22 protein-coding genes are annotated in these 21091 nt (G+C 59.9%); 11 read left to right on the forward strand and 11 right to left on the reverse strand.

The features are described from left to right. Window positions 1-4: 4 nt before the first annotated feature. The 5 genes from QM600_RS16015 to QM600_RS16035 all read right to left on the reverse strand — a co-directional run bounded on the left by QM600_RS16015 (window position 5) and on the right by QM600_RS16035 (window position 5684). Window positions 5-1204 (reverse strand): LppP/LprE family lipoprotein, encoded by a 1200-nt coding sequence (locus QM600_RS16015; RefSeq protein WP_283262475.1) that lies wholly within the window; start codon window positions 1202-1204, stop codon window positions 5-7. Between the two features lie 69 nt (window positions 1205-1273). Next, the gene (gene katG / locus QM600_RS16020; RefSeq protein ID WP_283262477.1) at window positions 1274-3496 is read right to left on the reverse strand and encodes a catalase/peroxidase HPI; all 2223 of its coding nucleotides are present in this window, start codon (window positions 3494-3496) and stop codon (window positions 1274-1276) included. Window positions 3497-3668: 172 nt separating this feature from the next. Then, complete coding sequence (locus tag QM600_RS16025) at window positions 3669-4700, reverse strand: cupin domain-containing protein (protein ID WP_283262478.1); 1032 nt, start codon at window positions 4698-4700, stop codon at window positions 3669-3671. A 177-nt stretch (window positions 4701-4877) separates the two neighbouring features. Continuing rightward, window positions 4878-5336 (reverse strand): DUF5994 family protein, encoded by a 459-nt coding sequence (locus tag QM600_RS16030; RefSeq protein WP_283262479.1) that lies wholly within the window; start codon window positions 5334-5336, stop codon window positions 4878-4880. Between the two features lie 114 nt (window positions 5337-5450). Further along, a complete protein-coding gene (locus tag QM600_RS16035; protein ID WP_283262480.1) occupies window positions 5451-5684 on the reverse strand; it encodes a F420-dependent protein in 234 nt (77 codons plus the stop codon). A 279-nt stretch (window positions 5685-5963) separates the two neighbouring features. Here QM600_RS16035 and QM600_RS16040 point away from each other — a divergent pair, with 279 nt between their 5' ends. The 4 genes from QM600_RS16040 to QM600_RS16055 all read left to right on the forward strand — a co-directional run bounded on the left by QM600_RS16040 (window position 5964) and on the right by QM600_RS16055 (window position 10282). Continuing rightward, complete coding sequence (locus tag QM600_RS16040) at window positions 5964-7247, forward strand: inorganic phosphate transporter (RefSeq protein WP_283262481.1); 1284 nt, start codon at window positions 5964-5966, stop codon at window positions 7245-7247. Then, a complete protein-coding gene (locus QM600_RS16045) occupies window positions 7247-7585 on the forward strand; it encodes a DUF3349 domain-containing protein (RefSeq protein ID WP_283262501.1) in 339 nt (112 codons plus the stop codon). Before QM600_RS16040 ends, QM600_RS16045 begins: the two co-directional genes overlap by 1 nt. Before the next feature lie 151 nt (window positions 7586-7736). Further along, entirely contained in the window at window positions 7737-8729 is a 993-nt protein-coding gene (locus QM600_RS16050) for an alpha/beta hydrolase (RefSeq protein WP_283262482.1), read from the forward strand. A gap of 185 nt (window positions 8730-8914) precedes the next feature. Next, complete coding sequence (locus QM600_RS16055; protein WP_283262502.1) at window positions 8915-10282, forward strand: HNH endonuclease signature motif containing protein; 1368 nt, start codon at window positions 8915-8917, stop codon at window positions 10280-10282. A gap of 142 nt (window positions 10283-10424) precedes the next feature. On the opposite strand, the gene QM600_RS16060 is transcribed toward QM600_RS16055, so the two are convergent. Further along, window positions 10425-10817 (reverse strand): VOC family protein, encoded by a 393-nt coding sequence (locus tag QM600_RS16060; RefSeq protein ID WP_283262483.1) that lies wholly within the window; start codon window positions 10815-10817, stop codon window positions 10425-10427. A gap of 57 nt (window positions 10818-10874) precedes the next feature. On the opposite strand from QM600_RS16060, the gene QM600_RS16065 reads away from it, so the two are divergent. Continuing rightward, window positions 10875-11654: a helix-turn-helix domain-containing protein gene (locus QM600_RS16065; protein ID WP_283262484.1), complete on the forward strand. Its 780-nt coding sequence runs from the start codon at window positions 10875-10877 to the stop codon at window positions 11652-11654. Window positions 11655-11660: 6 nt separating this feature from the next. On the opposite strand, the gene QM600_RS16070 is transcribed toward QM600_RS16065, so the two are convergent. From QM600_RS16070 to QM600_RS16080, 3 genes are read right to left on the reverse strand one after another with little or no spacing between them, the layout of a single operon-like run. Continuing rightward, window positions 11661-12770, reverse strand: a complete 1110-nt coding sequence (locus QM600_RS16070; RefSeq protein ID WP_283262485.1) for an LLM class flavin-dependent oxidoreductase — start codon at window positions 12768-12770, stop codon at window positions 11661-11663. Then, a complete protein-coding gene (gene thiM, locus QM600_RS16075) occupies window positions 12770-13615 on the reverse strand; it encodes a hydroxyethylthiazole kinase (protein WP_283262487.1) in 846 nt (281 codons plus the stop codon). The genes QM600_RS16070 and thiM overlap by 1 nt, the downstream gene beginning before the upstream one ends. Window positions 13616-13656: 41 nt before the next feature. Then, window positions 13657-14583, reverse strand: a complete 927-nt coding sequence (locus tag QM600_RS16080) for a sulfurtransferase (protein ID WP_283262488.1) — start codon at window positions 14581-14583, stop codon at window positions 13657-13659. A gap of 124 nt (window positions 14584-14707) precedes the next feature. Here QM600_RS16080 and QM600_RS16085 point away from each other — a divergent pair, with 124 nt between their 5' ends. The 6 genes from QM600_RS16085 to QM600_RS16110 all read left to right on the forward strand — a co-directional run bounded on the left by QM600_RS16085 (window position 14708) and on the right by QM600_RS16110 (window position 19900). Continuing rightward, complete coding sequence (locus tag QM600_RS16085) at window positions 14708-15394, forward strand: GntR family transcriptional regulator (RefSeq protein ID WP_283262489.1); 687 nt, start codon at window positions 14708-14710, stop codon at window positions 15392-15394. Window positions 15395-15511: 117 nt separating this feature from the next. Further along, complete coding sequence (locus QM600_RS16090) at window positions 15512-16735, forward strand: ABC transporter substrate-binding protein (RefSeq protein WP_349307266.1); 1224 nt, start codon at window positions 15512-15514, stop codon at window positions 16733-16735. Then, the gene (locus QM600_RS16095; protein ID WP_283262490.1) at window positions 16716-17804 is read left to right on the forward strand and encodes a FecCD family ABC transporter permease; all 1089 of its coding nucleotides are present in this window, start codon (window positions 16716-16718) and stop codon (window positions 17802-17804) included. The genes QM600_RS16090 and QM600_RS16095 overlap by 20 nt, the downstream gene beginning before the upstream one ends. After that, the gene (locus QM600_RS16100) at window positions 17797-18588 is read left to right on the forward strand and encodes an ABC transporter ATP-binding protein (RefSeq protein ID WP_283262491.1); all 792 of its coding nucleotides are present in this window, start codon (window positions 17797-17799) and stop codon (window positions 18586-18588) included. Before QM600_RS16095 ends, QM600_RS16100 begins: the two co-directional genes overlap by 8 nt. After that, entirely contained in the window at window positions 18585-19226 is a 642-nt protein-coding gene (locus QM600_RS16105; protein ID WP_283262492.1) for a hypothetical protein, read from the forward strand. The genes QM600_RS16100 and QM600_RS16105 overlap by 4 nt, the downstream gene beginning before the upstream one ends. After that, complete coding sequence (locus QM600_RS16110) at window positions 19226-19900, forward strand: hypothetical protein (protein WP_283262493.1); 675 nt, start codon at window positions 19226-19228, stop codon at window positions 19898-19900. Before QM600_RS16105 ends, QM600_RS16110 begins: the two co-directional genes overlap by 1 nt. A 70-nt stretch (window positions 19901-19970) precedes the next feature. On the opposite strand, the gene QM600_RS16115 is transcribed toward QM600_RS16110, so the two are convergent. Next, window positions 19971-20348, reverse strand: coding sequence for a hypothetical protein (locus QM600_RS16115; protein WP_283262494.1), 378 nt, complete (start codon window positions 20346-20348; stop codon window positions 19971-19973). 22 nt (window positions 20349-20370) lie between these two features. Then, window positions 20371-20901, reverse strand: coding sequence for a hypothetical protein (locus tag QM600_RS16120; protein ID WP_283262495.1), 531 nt, complete (start codon window positions 20899-20901; stop codon window positions 20371-20373). Window positions 20902-21091 lie beyond the last annotated feature (190 nt).

A 21091-nucleotide genomic window follows, 5' to 3' on the forward strand; every position in this document is an offset into this window, starting at 1 on the left:
GCTGTTACTGGCAGCCACTCACCTTCAGTAACTCCGCCGGCAGATCGTTCTGCATGACGACGTGTTCGCCGTCCCAGACGAAAGTCGCAGACGCCAGACCGGAAGGGTGTGCATTCGAGTCCATTCCGCGCGGCCACCTGTACTGAACCGTGGCGCTGTCACTGGTGGAATCGACCACCGACGTGAATCCGAACGCACAGGACGTCGCGGTTCCGAGGTACTTACCGCGGTGGAAGAACATCACGTGTTCCGGCGAACTGCCTGTGCCACCTTTGGCTTCCGCCATGGCATAGCTCAGATCAGCGCAGGGGTCAAAGTTGTTGTCCCCCAAGAATGTCCACTCGATCCCCGGAATCCTGGAATCCGCTGGAACCTGGCTGATCGCATCCGCAATTGCTGCACTCTGGGGCGTTGTGCCGCATTTGACGGTCGCCACGGTTGCCGGATCGATGGCATTGTCCCCACACAGCCAGGGCCATCCTGCCATGTGTCCGAGGTTCTGCGGTTCCGCATTGAAGGTCTCCTCTTGACCGAACATGGAACCGTCACCGAACTGACCACCGTTAGCACCGTCGTAGTTGTACGACGTCACCGTCATCGACGGGTGCGCAGTGGATCCCCCGTACGGCGCCGTGAATTCCCAGACCTCGATGGGCCGAGATGTGTCACCGGTGCATCGCACCGCCGTTTCGTTGCCTTCACCTCGATACAGCGTCCATTCGACCGGGCTTCCACCGAGAAGCAATACCGGTGGGGACATCACCGCGAGGTGCGAGTCCTCCCAGGACCAGACCTTGTACGACGCGGAAACCCCGGGATCGACGGTTGCGATAACAACTTCGGCCCCTGGCCTTCCGTCGATGTCCCAGGCTCCGACAAACCCGCCAGCCCGCTGAACAACCGGGTCCGTCAACGTCTTCGACGCGGTGCCGGCCACCTGAGTGTCGACGCCGCTGGCGGTCCGAACCACAATCTGGTCACCGACTCGGCCGATCGCGTCATCGATGCCATCTCCGTCGACGTCGGCGACAGCCAACTCGATGCAGTCCGACTTGCCCGCGCAGACGTCCGGCGTCGTGTCTGTCGGTGTCGAGATTGGTGTGCTCTCCCCCGCTTTCGCAGACCCTTCTACAGATTCCGACCCACAAGCCGTCAGAAGCAACGCAGCCGATGCGAATACAGAAATCGCCAATGTGGCTCTCACAGCGCCCCCTGATTCCGTACGCACTCCGTGATCGGAATGAGTACAACTTCCAGGCAGTATTGCAGACGCTCAGGCGATATCGAACCGATCGAGATTCATCACCTTCGTCCATGCTGCGGCAAAGTCCTCGACAAATTTCTGCTGTGCATCCTCACTGCCGTAAACCTCTGCAAGAGCGCGCAGTTGCGAGTTCGATCCGAAGACGAGGTCCACCGCCGTGGCGGTGTACTTGGCATCACCGGTGGCGCGATCGCGTCCCTCGTAAAGGTTTTCCGACGACGCCGACGGCTTCCACTCCGTACCCATGTCCAGGAGATTGACAAAGAAATCGTTGGTCAACGTTTCCGGCCGATCGGTGAAGACCCCGTAACCCGCGTGCTCGTAGTTGGCGTTCAGGGCGCGCAAACCACCCACCAGGACAGTCATTTCGGGAGCCGTCAACGTCAGCATGTAGGCCCGGTCGACCAGCAGATTTTCCGCCGGCACCTTCTCCCCCGGCCGCAGATAGTTGCGGAATCCGTCAGCCCGAGGTTCGAGCACGGCAAACGACTCCACGTCCGTCTGCTCCTGCGACGCGTCGGTACGCCCCGGCGTGAACGCGACAGAGACTTCCTGACCGGCCTGCTGTGCTGCCTGCTCGACAGCCGCAGTTCCGGCCAGGACGATCAGATCAGCCAGTGAAACCTTCGCTCCACCAGCGGAATTGAACTGCTCCTGAATCTCCTCGAGAGTCGCCAGCACTACCGACAGAACTGCAGGGTTGTTGACCTCCCAGTCCTTCTGAGGCTCGAGCCGGATCCGTGCCCCGTTGGCACCACCACGATTGTCGGTGCCACGGAAACTGGCCGCAGACGCCCACGCTGTGGACACCAATTGCGAGATGGACAGCCCGGATTCGAGAATCGTGCGTTTGAGGGCAGCGATCTCCTCGGCTCCGATCAACGGGAGTTCCACTTCCGGGACGGGGTCCTGCCACAGCTGCGGTTCCGGAACCCACGGGCCGAGGTATCGCGTCACAGGCCCCATGTCGCGGTGCAGCAATTTGTACCAGGCCTTGGTGAACGCCTCGGCGAGTTCATCCGGGTGATCGAGCCAGCGCCTCGTGATCGGTCCATAGATCGGGTCCAGCCGCAACGAGAGGTCCGTGGTCAGCATCGTCGGGGCACGATGCGCCGACGCGTCGAACGGGTCGGGAATCGTGCCCGCCCCACCGCCGTCTTTCGCCACCCATTGCCAGGCACCTGCGGGGCTCTTGGTCAGCTCCCAGTCGTAGCCGTAGAGGATTTCCAGGAAGCTGTTGTCCCACGACGTCGGAGTCGGCGTCCAGACAACCTCGATGCCGCTGGTGATCGCGTCCTTGCCCTTACCTGTGCCGAAAGAACTCTTCCAGCCCAGCCCTTGCTGTTCGATCGGAGCAGCTTCCGGCTCTGGCCCGACGAGGTCGGCGGGGCCGGCACCGTGGGTCTTGCCGAAGGTGTGGCCACCGGCGATCAGCGCGGCTGTCTCGACGTCGTCCATCGCCATCCGAGCAAATGTCTCGCGGATGTCGATAGCTGCGGCGACCGGATCCGGCTGACCGTTGGGCCCCTCGGGGTTCACGTAGATCAAACCCATTTGCACGGCGCCGAGTGGACCGGCCAGTTGACGGTCGCCGCGGTAACGTTCGTCACCGAGCCACGTGTCCTCCGGGCCCCAGAAAATCTCGTCCGGCTCCCAGATGTCCTCACGACCGAAACCGAAACCAAAGGTCTTGAACCCCATCGATTCCAACGCGCAGTTGCCCGCAAAGATGATGAGGTCTGCCCAGGAAATTTTCCTGCCGTACTTCTGCTTGACGGGCCACAACAGTCGACGAGCCTTGTCGAGGCTCGCGTTGTCGGGCCAACTGTTGATCGGAGCGAAACGCTGAGCGCCTTGGCCACCACCACCTCGGCCGTCCCCAATTCGGTAAGTCCCGGCAGCGTGCCAACTCATCCGGATGAACAGGCCACCGTAATGGCCGTAGTCGGCAGGCCACCACTCCTGAGATGTTGTCATCAACTCGAAGACATCACGCTTGAGCGCCTCGACATCAAGCTTCGCGAACTCTTCTGCGTAGTCGAAGTCCGCGCCCATCGGATTCGATTTGGCTGAATTGCCATGCAGGACCGATAGATCCGGCTGGTTCGGCCACCAGTCGCGGTTCGTCATCGGACGATGCGCCGTAGGCGTCGGAGACGAGATCGCGGGGTTTTCACTGTCGCCGCCGGCCCGGGACTCTTCCTCTGGCCCGGGCGGTCTGTTATCGGACACGGCATTCCTTCCAGCAGAAAGCGTCGCCGGCTCGGATTGCGGCTGAAAGCCGACGCACCTCGCGCAGCGCAAGGCAGGGTGCATCTCTACTATTACTCACTTTTCCGGACTGATCCAAGACCCTTGCAAAAGTAGCTCTTACCTGCTCTGCCGAAGGTACCGACAGCCCGCTCTATTCTGGCGGGTCGACCGGATTGTTCCGCGAGACGATGAGCGGATCGATCGGAGTCCAGGGAAATTGCGGCAATTGCTGTTCCCGAACGCCGAACGCTGCCGCCAGCACTCCCCGCGAAAACGCGGAAGCTGTTGCCCGGTAGCCGATATCGCCGGGAGTCGGCTGGTCGAAGAAGATCAGAAAGTTGATGTCGTCGTCACCGAGAACCTCGATGTGGTGCGGATACGCCCGGGGAACGAAGTACACCTGGCCCGGTTCGAGGAGGTAGGTATCGAGGGAGCCGTCGGGATCGAGAACAGTCATCCGCCCGCGGCCTCGGTGCACGTATCCCATCTCGGCGGTGACCGGATGCCAATGTGGCTCACGCATCCCGCTCTCACGGATGGTCAGCGAATACATCGAAAGATCCTCGAGCGCTGCCCAATACTGCTTGCGAGCGAGTTTCGCGTGGCCGAACGGATATGCGAGAGGTGCGATCTGACCTTCGAGGTCGAACAGGTGAGCATTGGGCAACCCTGCCGTTTCGGGGATGTGCGCGTCGCCCGCTCTCGGGACTATCTGACTCGCATCGCTGCGGCCGAAAACGTCGAATGCCGACGCGGCAAGATCGTAGGTATTGCCAAGTACCACGTTTGTCATTGCGCTGAAGCTGTTCTGAAGTGAAAAGTGCGTCGGACGCTCGGTTCGCAAGGCCGCGATGATCTCCGCGTCACCGTCCCCGACGTTTTCGATGTGATAGATGGCGCCCGACTCGACGTGATACATCTGGCCCGTTCTCACCACGAAGGCCGCGAACTCGTCTCCGGTCCCCAGCATCGAGACGAGCACTGTCCCAGCGGTGACATAGGCAATCTGGTTGGCGTCGACGTTCCATTGAGGTTCCCGGATCGCGCCGGGGCCGAGACTGATTCGTTTGATCGACAAGCCTGACAGAATCGGCAGTGATCCTTTGTCGACCTGCGAGATCGAGCCGTACTCGTTCTCGAAAATCCTCGAACCCTGGAGGAGAGAAGCTACGTGTGCGGACATGGCGCTGCTCGTTTCTCGTGTCGTTGAAGGAGATCCGGAAGCTCTGTACTCGCCGGCTTCCCGCCTCTGACGCTATGGATGCCCACATCGGCATGAGTAGAGACGAGCATCGGCAGATATTCCCGCAAATGCCGGGACCTACACCGGACGCAATTCCAGGAAGGTGTCGTCGACTCCTCAGTCGACCCGATAGGCGTCGGTGCACGCAGGGTCAACCAGATTGCGCATGATTCGGTACGCATGGTCCGGATCGGTGGTAGGCGGAATCATCTTCAAGGCGAGTCGGCAACCGAAGATGTCTTCGAAGAGCATCAAATCCGACGGCTGGCCAGGGTACGGCCCCCGCACTTCGAGTCCGTCGCCCTCATCGATACGCCGTTGCTCGCTGCTGATCATGTTCCAATCGAACGCAACTCGCGCAATCGGCCCAAGCCGCAACGAGAGCGCGGATATCAAATCGTGTAACTCCGACGTGACATTGGAAGTCCACGGAAACCATGCACCGTCAACCTGTGATTGCACGGCGCCCTGACCGCGAAGAAGGAATCGTGGTGTTCTGGTGGGAGATGGGAAGGGCTGTCCCACGGGACGTGGCGGCGTCTCCATCGCGAAGTCGAGTGTGATTGCGTGCGCCATGACAGACTTTCCTCAGTGAAGTGTTCGTGGGACCGTCAGGCACATACGCCGGATCGTGAGACCCATACGTCCACGCTACGCCGTTGCGGGCCGCCCGGATGCGATCCCTGCGGCTCACGATTCGACCGTGACGACCACTCCGGTATCGCCGTACGGAAATGACCCTTTGCCGATGTGCCCCAGAGTGTTGAAGAATCTCGAGATCGGGACCATCACGCCATATTTCGCTTTGACCTTGCTCTGAATCTCGTCGAATTCCGGGCCCGCGGCAACCAATTGCGCGGTACCGGCGACGGTCGGTGCGCCGGGAACGACTTTTCCGCGGTTATGGCACGGGACAATCGCCACTCGAGGATCGTTCCGTAACCGCTTGGCCTTGCCGGAACTCGAGGACGTCCAGAATCAGATGCGTCCGTCGGACAACGGCACGACCCAAGTGGGTGTCGCGACGCCGTCGCCGCTCTTCCGGAATGTGCTGACCGAGATGGTTTTCTCTTCGCCGAGTGACATGGACTGAGCGTATTCCTCGAGTGAACGTGAACCTAGGGTTCTGATTACCGGTACTGCCACGGAACAAGCCTGCTTGACCTCGGTTTACCGACCCTCCATGAGGGACAGTCAGTAATTGTGAATGCGGAACTGATCGTTCTACTCGTCGTCGTCGTCACCGCACTGGGATTCGACTTCACCAACGGTTTTCATGACACCGGCAATGCCATGGCCACATCGATTGCGACAGGCGCACTGCGCCCCAAGATTGCGGTAGCACTGTCCGCTTCTTTGAATCTGGTCGGAGCATTCCTCTCGGTCGAGGTTGCCGCCACTGTGGCCAAGGGCGTGGTAAATCTTGGAAACGTGGGCGGTCAAGCACTTCTCACCATCGTCTTTGCCGGCCTGATCGGCGGAATCATCTGGAATCTGGCAACGTGGTTGCTGGGCATCCCGTCAAGCTCCTCACATGCGTTGTTCGGTGGCCTGATCGGCGCCGCAATCGCATCTCTGGGCATGAGCGGCGTCGCTTGGAGCGGAGTCCTCAGCAAGGTCGTCATCCCCGCGCTACTCGCCCCCGTCGTCGCCGGTTTTGTTGCGACGGCCGGAACCTGGTTGATCTATCGCATCACTTCGAATATTCACGAAGAAACCAAAGAAAAAGGCTTCCGCCTCGGCCAAATCGGCTCGGCGTCACTGGTTTCCCTCGCACACGGCACCAACGACGCCCAGAAGACAATGGGCGTCATCTTCTTGGCTCTCGTCGCCCACGGCACCATCTCAGCGGATGCCGACATGCCGTTCTGGGTCAAGTTGGCCTGCGCTCTGGCCATCGCGGCCGGTACTTATCTGGGCGGTTGGCGCGTCATCCGCACACTTGGCAAGGGGCTCGTCGAAATTGCCGCACCGCAAGGAATGGCAGCCGAAGCATCCTCAGCCGCAATCATTCTCACCTCCAGCCACCTCGGACTCCCTCTCTCCACCACCCATGTGGCGACTGGTTCCATCCTGGGCACCGGCCTCGGACGTAAGGGCGCCGAAGTTCGTTGGGGCGTCGCCAGGCGCATGGCGCTCGCGTGGATGATCACCCTGCCGTCGGCAGCACTCGTCGGCGCCTTGTGCTGGGGTCTGGCGAACATCGTCGGCGGACTACCCGGTGTGCTGGTCGTCTTCGCTGTGCTGATCGCCCTGTCTATCTGGATGTACCTGCGCTCGCGCAGGGATCCCGTCGATTCCGGCAACGTCAACGCAGATTGGGACGGTGGACTGGTTCCCACCGAGGTTCCCGGGCCTGACGCTCACATCACCGTAGATAAGCGTGAAAGAGGAATCGACGTGAATGTCTTGAAGAACAGCGCCGACGGTACGACTGCCGCGACCCGCAGCCACATTCCCACGATGAAAGGAACCACACAACAGTGATGGCACCATCTTCGTCGTTGGCCCAGTCGATCCTCGAATGGCTGCAAGCCGGCTACCCCGAGGGAATCCCACCAAAAGACCGAATCCCGCTGGTCGCGCTACTTCGCAGAAAACTTACTGACGCACAGGTACGTGAAATCGCGATCGGTGCAGCACTGGCTGAACTGAGTGACGAGACCAGCGATCAGATCATCTCGGTGGAAGAAGTCAGTGCTCAGATCGCCGATGTGACAAGCGCGAGCGCCTCCGACAGTGACATCGCACGTGTGGCAGCTGTGCTGACTGAGGCTGGATGGCCGCTCACCGATTTCGACTCCCCCCGAGGTTCTGCTTCCTGACACTTCGCCCAACACCTCACTGCCTCAGTCACGAAGCAGTAACGGATCGGTCGACGAGGTTACCTACCACTTAGTGTTTTGAAGAATTCCGCGCCTCGGGGGGCACGGTCAGGAATTCTGCAATCGATCACCAAGGGGCGGAGTGACGAATATGCGATTTGTCCGACACGGAACTAAATCTGCCAGACGACGCTGGTTGGGAACAGCGGCGGCCGCCCTGGCGTTCCCACTGGCGATCGGTCTTGTCGGGCCGTCTGTCGCCACCGCAACACCAGCACGAACTGCTCAGTCAGGCGGATACGAAGAGGCCTTCGTCGACTCCACGATGGGTCCGATCAAGGTACAGATTCAATGGGCGTCACGCGGCGGCAATGCCGCACTGTACCTGCTCGACGGCCTACGCGCCCGAAACGATCGCAACGCCTGGAGTTTCGAAACCAACGCCTTCGATCTGTTCCGCGATGACAACATCACCCTGGTGATGCCGGTCGGTGGCCAATCAAGTTTCTACTCCGATTGGTACTCCACCAGTAGCCTCAACCGACAACCAACCACGTACAAATGGGAAACCTTCTTGACCGAAGAATTGCCCGCGTATCTCGAAACCCGCGGAGTCTCCCGGACCAACAACGGTGTCCTCGGCCTGTCGATGGGCGGCAGCGCAGCGTTGACGTTGGCTGCCTATCACCGAGACCAGTTCAAGTTCGCGGGATCGTATTCCGGCTACCTCAACATCTCCGCTCCGGGAATGCGTGAAGCAATCCGTGTCGCGATGATCAGCGCCGGGTCATTCAACGTGGACGCCATGTGGGGACCGCCATGGAGTCCGGCTTGGTTGCGCAACGATCCCTTCGTTTTTGCACCTGAACTGCGAGGGCTTTCGCTGTACGTCTCCGCGGCAAGTGGCTTGCCGGGAGAATTCGACAGACCGCGATCGCCCGTCGACTTCGTGAACACGGGCAGCGCCATCGGTCTCGAAGCACTAGCCCTGATGAATACGCGCGCATTCCAGTTTCGATTGGACTCCCTCGGAATCCCGGCAACCTACAGCTTCCCGTCAAATGGAACGCATTCGTGGCCGTACTGGGGATCGGAACTCGGGAAATCACGGGGACAAATCCTCGACGCGTTGAACGCCCGGTAAACCGCTTCCACATCTGCAGAATCCCATGCCGACGGCCGTGACAGATACTGTCGCGGCCGTCGGCAAAAGCATGTGTAGTTCAACAATATTCACCTTCGGACAAGTGAATCTCCGCCCAAACTTTCCCTTGACTCGAATGTATGTTCGAATACAATTCAGGGTAAGGATGGGGGGATCCGATGAGTATCGATACCGTAGTTGCCGATGTCGTGGCTGGTTCTGCTGTGAATGTGCGTGGCATGCTGTGGCGGTTACGTCCGTGCGATGTGCGGGACGTCGCGATCACCGCATCAGCGGAAATCCTTCGACTGGAAGCGATCCGCGTTGCCGCGGTCGACGAGTTGGCACTTCGTCCGGACGAGCAGGTGCTGTGTTACCGCGGTGTCGGTCGCTGGCTGGCGGCGAATACGATGCTGCAGAACGCGGCCGGAAACAAGATCGCCGCCCTCGGCGTCGCCTTACGAGCCTTCCCCGATATCGCGGCGCAGTTCGATGCCGGTGACCTCACCGTCGATCATGCCGCGCTGATCACCGCGTTCTGCGAATCCCCACCGAAAGGGATGCCGGAGCACGCTCTGCCGCACTGCACCACAACCCTGCTCGCGGCAGCTTCCGGCGTGGAAGCGACCACCACGAAACTGCGGTACGCCATCGCGGTGCTCGAGCGGATCTTCGAATCCGAGGACGTCCCGGCGGGGGAAGACGACGATCGCAACGAACTACGTATTTCTCCGACGTTGAACGGTCGGGTGGTGATCAAAGGTGAGTTCGATGCGTTGACCGGCGAAATGCTTCTCTCCGCGTTGTCGGGGTTGTCGATGCCGACGCCCGCGGCGGACGGGACACCGGATGCGCGGTCGGCTGCGAAGCGGACGGCGGATGCGTTGACGGAGTTGATTCGCCGGTATCTCGATAATGCGGCGACGGGGGTCGATGGTGGTCAGCGTCCGCATGTGAATGTGCATGTGTCTGTGAAAGATCTTGCGGAGCATCGAGAGTGCGCGAGCACGCGGACTGCTTCGTCGAGTTCGGCTTCTCCCGACGAAGAGACTGATGTCGAGGATGTACCGGTGTGGGGTTTCGACGACTTCGACGATCTTGATGTCGGGCACATGCCGTGGATGGGTCCGTTGAGTATCACCCGCACCCGGATGTTGGCGTGTGACTGCATGCTCTCGACGGTGCTCCTCGACGAGAATGGTGCCCCGCTCGATGTCAGTCCGCTGAAACGGGTGGTGTCGGCGGCGCAGCGGACGGCGTTGATCGCCCGAGACGAGGGGTGTGCGTTTCCGTCGTGTGATGCGGTGCCGGCGTGGTGCGATGCGCACCACATCAAGGGGTGGTCGAAGGGTGGGCTGACGGTGATGGACAACCTCACCTTGCTGTGCCGAGCGCATCACACTCTGATTCACCGTCAGGCCGGGTTCGCGGGGCGGTGGGAAATCAAGATGGGGTCGGATCGTAAGCCGTGGTTCATTCCTCCGGCGGGGGTTGATCCGGAGCGGTGGCCGCGGCGATCAACCCTGCCGCCCGGTCCGGTGCTGCGCACCTGAAAAGTGTTGCACCACAATTGCAGACGTATCAGGCTTCGCATCAAAATCTCGCCGATGCGAAGCCCACACGCATGTGCCTATGCACTGCCAGTTACTGCACTACCAGTTACTGCACTACCAGTTACGCGATCGTCCTACACAATCAGAGCGCAGCAAAAAGGTCGACAGTATTGCCGTCCGGATCGAGAAGTACCGCGTAACGCTGCCCCCACACAGCGTCGAATGGTTCCCTGTGGCCAGGAAACTCAGCCGTAATACGCGCGTAGGCCTCGTCGACGGCGTCGGGAGTACCGAAGTCGAACGCCAAAGCCACTGGATGACGGCCATCGGTGACAACGAAGTCCGGATCGAAACTGGCGATTGTGGAGGGTGCATCCCACGCCAGGCGTAAGCCGTTGTCGAAGGTGAATTCGACATGCGGCGCGTCGGACGGAGTCTCGGGAATGTCGAGTCCCAAACTCCGATAGAACGCGAGTGAACGATCGAGGTCGTTGGTGACGATTCCGACGAGGTCTAGTCGCGGTGACACAGACACGGTAATTTCTCCTGCTTCGGTTCGAGAAGTATTCGGCAGGTGTGTGACGATAAATCTATGACTGCCACGGGCACCTTCAACTCCGACGGTAGTCGTGCGGCCATGACGAGTCTTGAACAAACCGGCCATGGCTATGCCGAGCGACCCATCGAAGGCGGCACAGAATTGTTCAACTGCCTGTGGAAGAGCATGAGCTCACACAAATCCACCAATGCCCCCAAGCGAATCATCCCCGACCTGTGCGCCGACTTTATTGTCGACAACACCGGCAAGTCGTGGCTGGTCGGGCCGGCGACGACAGCAGATCTTGTGACGGTCACACCAGGTACAACGTTGTGGGGAATTCGGATCAATCCTCCGTCGCTGCGATCCATCCTCGGGACCGAGGCCGACGGCGTAAAGGACTCCAAAATCAGCTTTGCCGACGTGCTCTCTTCCAAGCAGTCCCGCTTGCTGGCGGAGGCCCTTCGAACCGAAAGAGTCGATGCTCGCATGCTCGAAGGCTTATTGCCGAGCGCACACCGAGATACGCACGCGATAACCGGCTACACGGCTCTTACTTCTGCGCCCAACACGTCGATCCGCGAGATCACTGCCGATCTCGGAATCTCCGAACGGCATTTTCGACGCACAATTACGGCTTCGGTTGGACTGTCCCCCAAAATGATTCAGAAGGTTCAGCGTCTGCAGAATGTGCTGACACTGGCCCGCCGCGAAAACACGTCGCTATCTGCCCTCGCAGCGCGCACCGGGTACGCCGACCAGGCCCATCTCTCCCGCGATGTCCAGGCACTGGCCGGCATTACCCCGACGCTGCTACTTCGCGATCACGGCTAGCCGAGCTCAGTCCAGCGCGTCGAACCGTGGAATCAGGTACTCGGACACCCATTTTGCCTCTTCGATGAGTGGCCAACCCGCGAGAATCAGTGCTGTGAGACCGGTGCGTGCACGAAGAGTGCGCACCGAATCGGTGATCGAGTCCGGATCGCCGACGTAGTAGACCGCTGACGAACCGGTTCCGAAGATGTCGAGAGGTGACCACGCCGTGATTCCGGCGTAGAGACCGTCACCGACGTACAGATCTTCGGGTTCCGGCAGCTTCCCGGCTGCGATGGAGTCGACCCAACCCTGACGCTGCGCGTCGCGAGCTGTGAACGTCTTCAGATCATGCTCCCCGTGAGTGCGTCGACGCACCGCATTGTCGAGAACATGTGTGATCTGGTCGATTCCGGTCTTCTCGAACAGCGACCGGAACCGCTCGAGCGCTTGCGCCTTCGTGGGCCGAACGATGACACCGGTGAGCGCACCGAAGTCCGTGAATTCTCGTCCCGCGTTTTCGGCAGCACCTCGCGCTGCAGTGAACTTGTCCTCGATGAAGGACGTCTCGCGGAGCATCGCAAGATATGTATCCAGCACCTTGCCTGAATTGGCCAGTCCGGCGGGCGAATCACCGGTTCCCCACAGCGGAACCTGGTGACCGGCCGGGGCATCGATCCGCAGCGGTGTGTTCGGGAAATTCGATTCGGTGCCCTCGGCGTAAATGCGGCGGAAGTCAGCCCAGTACTGCTCCCCCAATTCGTATCGCCGATCGTGCTCGACGTTCATGTCGTACTTCGTGAGGATGTTCTCGCGTCCGTTGACTGAGTTGATCATCAAGCGTCCGCCACTGAAAGCGTCGAAAGTGAGCGCCTTTTCAGCAAGCAAACGTGCCGGCGTCATGTTCGCGTAGACAGCGACCAGGAACTTCATTCGAGTTGTATGCGCAGCGGCCCAGGTCGCCGAGATGAAGGGGTCGTTCGGCCACGTGGCAACCAGGGCACCTTCGAATCCGCCGTCGTCGATCGTTTTCGCCAACTCGATTTGCCTCGCACCGTCCACCGGGTAGAGGCCATCCGGAGTCCACGGGTAGTCGCCGTCGGCTTGCGTGAGGTACCAAAAAGTCTTGACACTCATCAGTTTTGCGCTCCAGTCGGCAATTCGAAAGATTCGACGCGTGCAAGCGTCCGGATGGTATCGGCGTCGACGGTATAGAGAGCGTCGAGGTAGGCGACGGCAAACGAACCCGGACCGGTCGAGTTCTTCTCGGCGATTTCGGATGCGACCGCGACGTGGGCGTGCGCAGCAACGAGGCCTTCGAGTGCCGTTGGTGTCACTGCCAGATAAGCGGCGACGAGCCCACCCAATGAGCAACCCGTGCTCGTCACGCGAGGAAGAAGCGCGCTACCACCTGACACACGCACGCCACTCACTACACCTTCGCTGTCGCGACCCACGATGTAATCGACAGGCCCCGAAGCGGATACGGCGTCGGAATGGTTCAACAGGGAAATTGCCGCAGGAACAGCATCGATGGAATCCGATGCGCTGTCGACTCCACGCGTATCACCGCCGAGACCTGCGAGCGCGATGATCTCCGACGCATTGCCTCGAATTGCGGTTGGGCGGAATCGAAGCAGGTCCACGGCAATGTCACTGCGCCAAGGTAATCCGCCGACTCCGACCGGGTCGAGAACCCAGGGAGTGTCGGCCTTCTGCGCAGCCTCCGCAGCTACTCGGAATGCAGCGGCAGTCGCGTCGTCGGGGGTTCCGAGATTCACCAGCACTCCCCCAGCGATGGCTGCAAAACCTGCGGCTTCGTGCACGTTGTCGATATGCGCGTTGCTCGCGCCGGCGGCAAGCAGGACGTTGGTAAGGAAATTGGCCGAGACGATGTTGGTGAGCGATTGGACAAGCGGCACCTGCTCACGCAATGCGTCGAGAGAAGTGGCAACGGAATCAGCAGTAATAATGTGGGACATGAGTTTTCCTTCAGGCAATAAGTCTGTACAGGGCCGGTCAATCACGACCCGTGACATCGATCGCCTTCGCCGGGTGCATTTCCGGTAACCATCGGCAATGCCGGATCGGCAGTCCATTCCTCGAGGGAACCGTCGTAGATCTTGACGTCGCCGTACCCACTCATCACCAGACCGAGCGCGGTAAGGCACGCGGAAACACCTCCACCGCAGTAGATTACGACGGGTTTTGGGTGCCCACGCAGGACCGATCCGGCACGTGTGGAGACCTCCGTAATCGGGAGCATCAGCCCCTCGTCGTCAAGTAGGCTTTTCGCCGAGAGGTTCAAACTCGCCGGAATATGACCACGGCGTGAGTATCTCGTCTTTTCAGTGCCCGCATACTGCTCGGGCGACAGGGCGCATACGAGTGTTCCCGGCCGGGATCCGGTTGACACAGCCGCTACCAGATTTTGATCAACCCACAGGCCGAGGTCCGAAGCAGCCCAACGTGATTCGGCAAATCCAGACGCAGCTTCCGGACCGGTACCAACCGGCAAGCCGATCCGGGTCCACTCGGCGAGACCTCCGTCAAGAACTCGCGCATAGATGCCCGCGTTGCGGAGCACCCACCAGAATCGTGAGGCCCACGTCATCGATCCCTGGTCGTAGATCACTATCGACGCACCAGGTTCGACTCCGAGTGCCGCGAGGTCGTCCGACAACTGATCAGCGCAAGGTCGCGTGAAGTGCAACGATGCGGCGCGATCGGAGAACGTCGTCATCAGGTCGACGTGACGGGAACCCGGGATATGACCCTCGACCCAACCCGCGTATCCCGATTCCGGTCGATAGTCGCCGTCGAACCGCGCCGGCGGAAAATGCACGCTCACGTCGAGCACAACCACGTCATCCGCGGTCACAAGCGCTTCGAGCGCCACCGCGTCGATCAACGGCGTGTCGATCAACGGCGTGTCCAATTCCCTCGTCACGAAGCACCTTCCTTTCGAAATCGACACCGACGAACCTAAGTGAGTACTAGCGTATACGCAAGTACTCACGCGCCGTCAGTGGCATAATCGAACACGCTTCACTCACAAGAAGGAACGGGGACGCATGAGCGCCGAGGAAACTGCAAGCACCACACACCTGCTGGTGCCGGAGACAGCGCTGGGCCGCTCGGACCAAACCTCGCGGCAGTACCTCCGACTGCGTGCAGACATCTTGGACGGCAAATTCACGCAGGGCACCCCTCTACACGAAACACAGCTGTGCGAATCGTATGGAGCCTCGCGTACACCCATTCGCGAAGCACTGAATTGGCTTGCACACGACGGACTTCTCGAGCGGGCCGCGCGTGGATTCCGCGTCCGCTCCGGAACGCCCGAAGACGTCATCGAAATCTACGCGGCGCGAGTCGCCTTGGAATCAGAAGCCGCCGGCGCAGCTGCACTGCGGCACAGCGACCTGGATCTCGCACGGCTGGAACAGCTCCATACCTTCTGTTGCACGGCAATTGAAGGAACGGAAGTCAGATCAGGGAACTTCAAGTTCCACGAGGCCCTCTGGCAGGCCGCCCACAATTCCACGATCATGTCGCTGCTCATCCGCCTGACCACACAACTTCGGATCTACGACAGCGGACCACCTTCGAACTACGGCGAACCTGACCTGCTCAACGCCGAGCATCAACAAATCCTAGATGCCATTCGCGCCCGCAACGAACGGACCGCGCGCGAATGCATGCGCACGCACCTCGAACGCAGCCGCGACCAGAGGATCAAGATGTTCGCAAGCCACTAACTGCACCAGAACTCCAACACAACCGCACGCCCAGGAAGGACGTGCGGTTGTTCTATGTCACCCGCATCACAAAGCAGGGTATCCAACCCTAACTAAACCTATGCTAGCCTAAGAAAATTGAGAAATTCATTTCACTTTTCGGTAACCGTCACCGTGACAAGACTTTTCGGAGAACTCATGCGTCCGCTGCAGAACCCGTCCACTGTGGGAGGCGCCATGACGCGCCGCCAACTGATTCGATCGATGGGGGTAGCCGCCGCCGCACTCGGAGCTTTCGGGATCACGGCTTGCTCTAGTCGCACGCCCGTTGACGAAGCCTCGACAACCGAGAGCGCATCGGGTCCGTTCACCGTCGTGGACCAGTATCAGAACACTATTACGTTCGACACCCCCGTCGGGCGTATCGCCTCGGCGATCATTCCTGTCCCCTCCATGATCGCCGGTTCCGACCAGTCGATCTCACGCAATGTCGGCGTCAACTCCAGTGCTATTTCCCTCGCCAAAAACGGCATGCTTGCCACGATGTTCCCGGAATTCCTCAACACCCCAGTAGTTTCCGGCCCCGACTTCGTTCCGAACGTCGAACAAATCCTCTCCCTCAACCCGGATGTCGTGATCCAGTGGGGCGACAAGGGTGACGACATCGTTGCGCCACTCCGCAACGCCGGATTGAAGGTCATTCTCCTCAAGTACGGAACTCAGGAGGATCTCGAAGCATGGATCAACATCTTCGGCGATCTGCTCGACAAGAAGCCGGAAGCGCGGGAAATACTCAACCGCATGGCTGCCGATCGAAAGACTGTCGAGTCCATCGCCGTCGCAAATGCCGCCAAGGCCCCACGCGCGATGTACTTCTACAGCACACCCGAGACTAAAGTCTCCGCTGACAACACCTACATGGACTTCTGGATCACTCTCGCCGGCGGTAAGAACGTCGCCCGCGGTGCCGGAAAGGGCACCAGCGTCGCGGTCACCAAAGAGCAGATTCTGACCTGGGATCCCGAGGTCCTGGTTCTCGGAAACTTCGACGCTGCCACCCCGCAGGACATCTACGACAACCCCAACTGGGCATCACTGAGTGCGGTGAAGAACAAGCGCGTCTACAAAGCACCGATCGGCGGGTTCTCCTGGGATCCCCCCTGCAACGAATCCAACCTGATGTGGCTGTGGGTGGCCGAAATCTTTTACCCCGAAGCACAACTCGACCTCGATCTGCGCAACCGTATTCGCGAAACGTACCAGTCACTGTATGCCTACGATGTCACGGACGCCGAGATCGACCGCATCCTGCATCTCGAGTCCAACAAGGTAAGCACAGGCTATGACTCGTTCAGCGCTTGAGAGTGCAACCCTTGGTGGTGAAGCAACTGCCGCAGACGCCGGGAAACCCTCCCGGTACAAGGTTTTCACTGTTCCACTGATCCTGACCTTCGGCATCCTCGTGATCGGCTTGGCAGCCCTGGCCATCGGCCGATACACCATTCCGGTCAACGAAGTCGCCCGCATCCTCATCGATCGAGTGATTCCATTGGAACAGACCTGGACCGAGGTCGAGTCGCAAGTTGTTCTCGGCGTTCGCCTCCCACGACTGCTTCTAGGCATGCTGGTCGGCGGCGGACTGGCACTGGGCGGTTCGGCGTTGCAAGCAGTGTTCCGGAATCCGTTGGTAAGCCCACAGGTCCTCGGAGTCTCCTCCGGAGCGTCGTTCGGTGGCGTCCTCGTCCTCATGCTCGGCCTCGGATCGGCATTCCTCGTCGGCGGAGCGTTTATATTCGGTATCGCTGCGCTGGTGATGGTCACCGCCATCGGCAAAACCCGCACGGGCAGTTCCATTCTCATGATCGTGCTCGGCGGCGTGGTTACCAGTGCGTTCTTCTCCGCGCTCGTCTCGCTGATCACCTACCTCGCCGATCCGTACAGCACACTGCCGTCAATTGTCTTCTGGCTCATGGGTTCCCTGGCAACCGCCGATATGGGCAAAGTTGCGATCGCCGCAGTTCCGATCCTGCTCGGCAGCGCCGTGATTCTCGGACTCCGCTGGCGTGTGAACATTCTCTCGCTCGGCGACGACGATGCCGCATCGCTGGGCATCAAGCCTCACCGTCTACGCATGGTGCTTCTGGTCATGGTCGCATTCATGACGGCCGGCGCCGTTGCCGTATCCGGTGTCATCGGTTGGGTCGGTTTGGTCGTTCCACACCTAGCCAGGCTGTGGGTTGGTCCCGATCATCGGATCTCGATGCCGACGACGTTTGTTCTCGGCGCGGCGTACCTGACTGTAATCGACACTCTTTCGCGCACGATCAGCCCCGGCGAGATTCCCCTGGGAATCCTCACGGCAATCATCGGCGCTCCGGTATTCGTCGTTCTCCTTCGCAAGTCGAGCAGACAGGCGTTCATCAATGCTTGAGCTAGTGGATCTCGGCTTTCGGTATCCCGGGCGGGACTGGGTATTCCGACACACCAACCTCGCCATCGCGTCGGGCTCGATCACCTCGATTCTCGGCCCCAACGGCAAGGGCAAAACCACCCTGTTGCGGTGCATCGCGGGTCTCACCACCCCCGAAGAAGGTCGGGTCATCAGAGATCCGAACATCGGCTACGTCCCGCAGGCAACAACGTCGAATTTTGCGTACTCGGTGTTCGACATGGTGCTGATGGGCCGGGCAAAGAAAGTCTCGACATTCGGAACCCCCGGCAAAGCCGATGTCGCACGAACTCGGAGTGTTCTCGAACGAGTGGGTATCGACCATCTTGCGTCGTCGAATTTCACCGAACTATCCGGCGGACAAAGACAATTGGTCCTCGTCGCCCGCGCACTGAACACAGACTGCACGTTCATGATTCTCGACGAACCAGTCTCCGCACTCGACCTGCGAAACCAAGCGCACGTCCTCCAACTTCTGCGCGAACTCGCTGCAGAAGGCATGGGAATCCTGCTGACCACGCATCACCCCGATCACGCGCTGCACCTCGGCGGAGACGCAGTCGTCATGTACAGCCCCGAGGAGATTGTGGTCGGCGGCGTGGAAACCCTCGTGACGAGCGAAACCCTCTCCCGCCTCTACGGTATCGACGTCGCAACCGAAACCGTCCTCGATCGCGGTAGTCCGCGCACCGTGGTCTACACCCGCTATGACAATTTCGCGGTGGCCGACAACGACCTCCGTCTCAAAGAAAGCTCGCTCTTATGACCGCCGAAAGTGGTACAGCCACAAAAACAATCGCCCGAGTTCTGCACTTGGTAATGGGTTCCAACACCGGCATGTCCGGTAACACCTCCAATACCGCACTCGTGCGTAATGTCGATCTCTACGAACTCGATACGATCGATCTGAGCGCCGTTTCGGGACTCATCATCAACGGAAACTGCGATCAGATCTACCTGGAGCGCAACCGAGACGTTCTCACCGACTTCGTCACTGCCGGTGGTCGTATCGCCGTGATGGGCCATCCCCTCACAGACTTCCTTCCCAACCTTGGACAATGGCGCAAACTCCAGTACTCAGGCCCCAAGGATCTTGCCATCTCAGCCGGCAGCCCCCACCCCGTGTGGGCAGGCGTCGATCCCGCTGATCTCAGTTTCCGCAAGGAAGTGTCGGGATTCTACGGGCGCGGCTACAGCCAGAAGTTGCCGGACAACGCCATCGTTACCAATTACATTGGTCGTCATGGCCTTCCGGTCGACTACGTCTACCCGCTGGGTGCCGGCGAGATACTGGTTCACGGCGGAATCGATCTCGCGGTGTTCCAGGCTGATCCCAACACGTCCTCGCGTGTCTTTCCGCAACTCCTGAACTGGCTCGGCCAGCTCGACCGAACGGATATCTGATGTCTACCCTCGAAGCCTTCAACCGCACGGATCGCGCTCCCCTCTCCACGCGCAACCTTGCGATCGTGCACGGTGGATCGCACTTCCACTTGCAGACCGTCAAAGATCCGGCCGTCGTCGCACACCAGCCGGACTTCCACTATCTCGTTGACCTGCAGCCCGGTGACCTCGACGGCGTCACGACGCTTATTCTCGCGGATCGTCTACATCCGGAACTGCTCCGCAAGCATGCTGCCGAATTCCTCGCTGTCGCCGAACGCGGCGGAACCCTGGTGGTTCTGGGTGAGAATGCCGCACACACATGGCTTCCCGGTGTGACCTGGAGCCCGCGCCCGACCAACTTCTGGTGGTGGCGAACCGGCGAAGATCCGATGATTCGCACGCGCAGTCACGATCACGAATCGTGGAACTACCTGACCACGAAGTCTGTAATCTGGCACCACCACGGCCTGCTCCATACCGATGCAGACGTTGTCCCACTTCTGGTCTCGGAGGAACCCGACTCAGATGGAAACTCTCATGACGCCGGAATGATGCTCTTCGAGGACACCACGTCGACCGCGGGTCGCATCATCGCCACCACCTTGGATCCGACGTACCATCACGGCAACAACTTCATGCCGGGTTCGACCCGTTTCCTCTACGCTCTCCTACGTTGGGTCGACCACACATAGTCGCCCGGTCGTACAAAATACGGTGCCCGTATCGCTTTCGATACGGGCACCGTATTTCGTTCTCGACGTGTCAGCGCTGGGCAAGCCAGTCGAATAGCTGTGGCGACATACGTGAGGCCGAATTGTCATCACTGTGCCAACCGGTTAGATCGTTGCCCGAATGCACCAGAACATAGCCCTCTCCGAGAGGGTGGACGTAGTCGAGCGGCACTCGCGAACGACCGATGTGAGTGGTGACCACGTGACCCATCACCGCGATACGCCCACCCGCCCGAACAAATGCGGTGAGTTCTTCCCCCGTGCGCTCGAGGAAGATCTGATCACAATCGGAAGTGACAACAAGCCCGGCAACCGACGACAGATCAAGATCGTCGAACTCGTACAGGTTGAGATAGGACACACGGGAGTCGATCGGATGTGCAGAACCCTTGCGCATCAACAGATTCACGATGTCAGACGCGACCGCGATGTTAGATGTCAGACGCGACCGCGCTGGGCACAACATCGTAGATCTGATCTGCGGGGGCCGCCATGACCCGTTCAGTCATTTCGAGCTTGAGGACCTTCAAGCGCCCTAAGTCCGCGGCCGATTTCTCGGCCTTACCCACGAGCGCAATGAACTCGTCTACTACAAACCCAGCGTCACGGATAATCAGAGTGATGCTCTTGCCACGATAATCGATCTGAAAGACGTAAATTGCCAATGTGGTTCCGCGTTCAGGACGAGCCAGCGCCGGGTCGACGGTGTAGCGCCCCTCGGTGACACTGCGGGTGACCAACTCGAAAGTATCGCGCACCCCCGGACCACCGTGAGATGTGGTGACTACAAGCTCACGACGTTCGACGGGTCCGTCGGTCCCCAGGACCTCGAGCGCGCGCTCGATCACCTTGTACGCGTGGGCAACTCCGCCGGGGGCCTGTGGTCCGTGGTAACGGAGGCTGTCTTCGAAGGTGAAGTCGAGGGTTGTTCCCTGATCGATCACGGTGAGTGTGTTGGTCATGATGAGATCCTTATCGAATTACGTGGTGAACTGTTTTTCGTAAACTATGAAATCAATGGCATAGGCCATTGAGGAATCGTTCGGTTGCCGGCATGAAATATGCTCCGAAGTGCGACATCGGGTCCAATGTTGCCACTACCACTGTGCCCTGTGTGCTCACCTTGTCGACGTAGGCCAGTACGTCACCGTT

Origin of the sequence: Rhodococcus sp. IEGM 1379 (assembly GCF_030056815.1) — a bacterium.
GTDB lineage: Bacteria > Actinomycetota > Actinomycetes > Mycobacteriales > Mycobacteriaceae > Rhodococcus_F.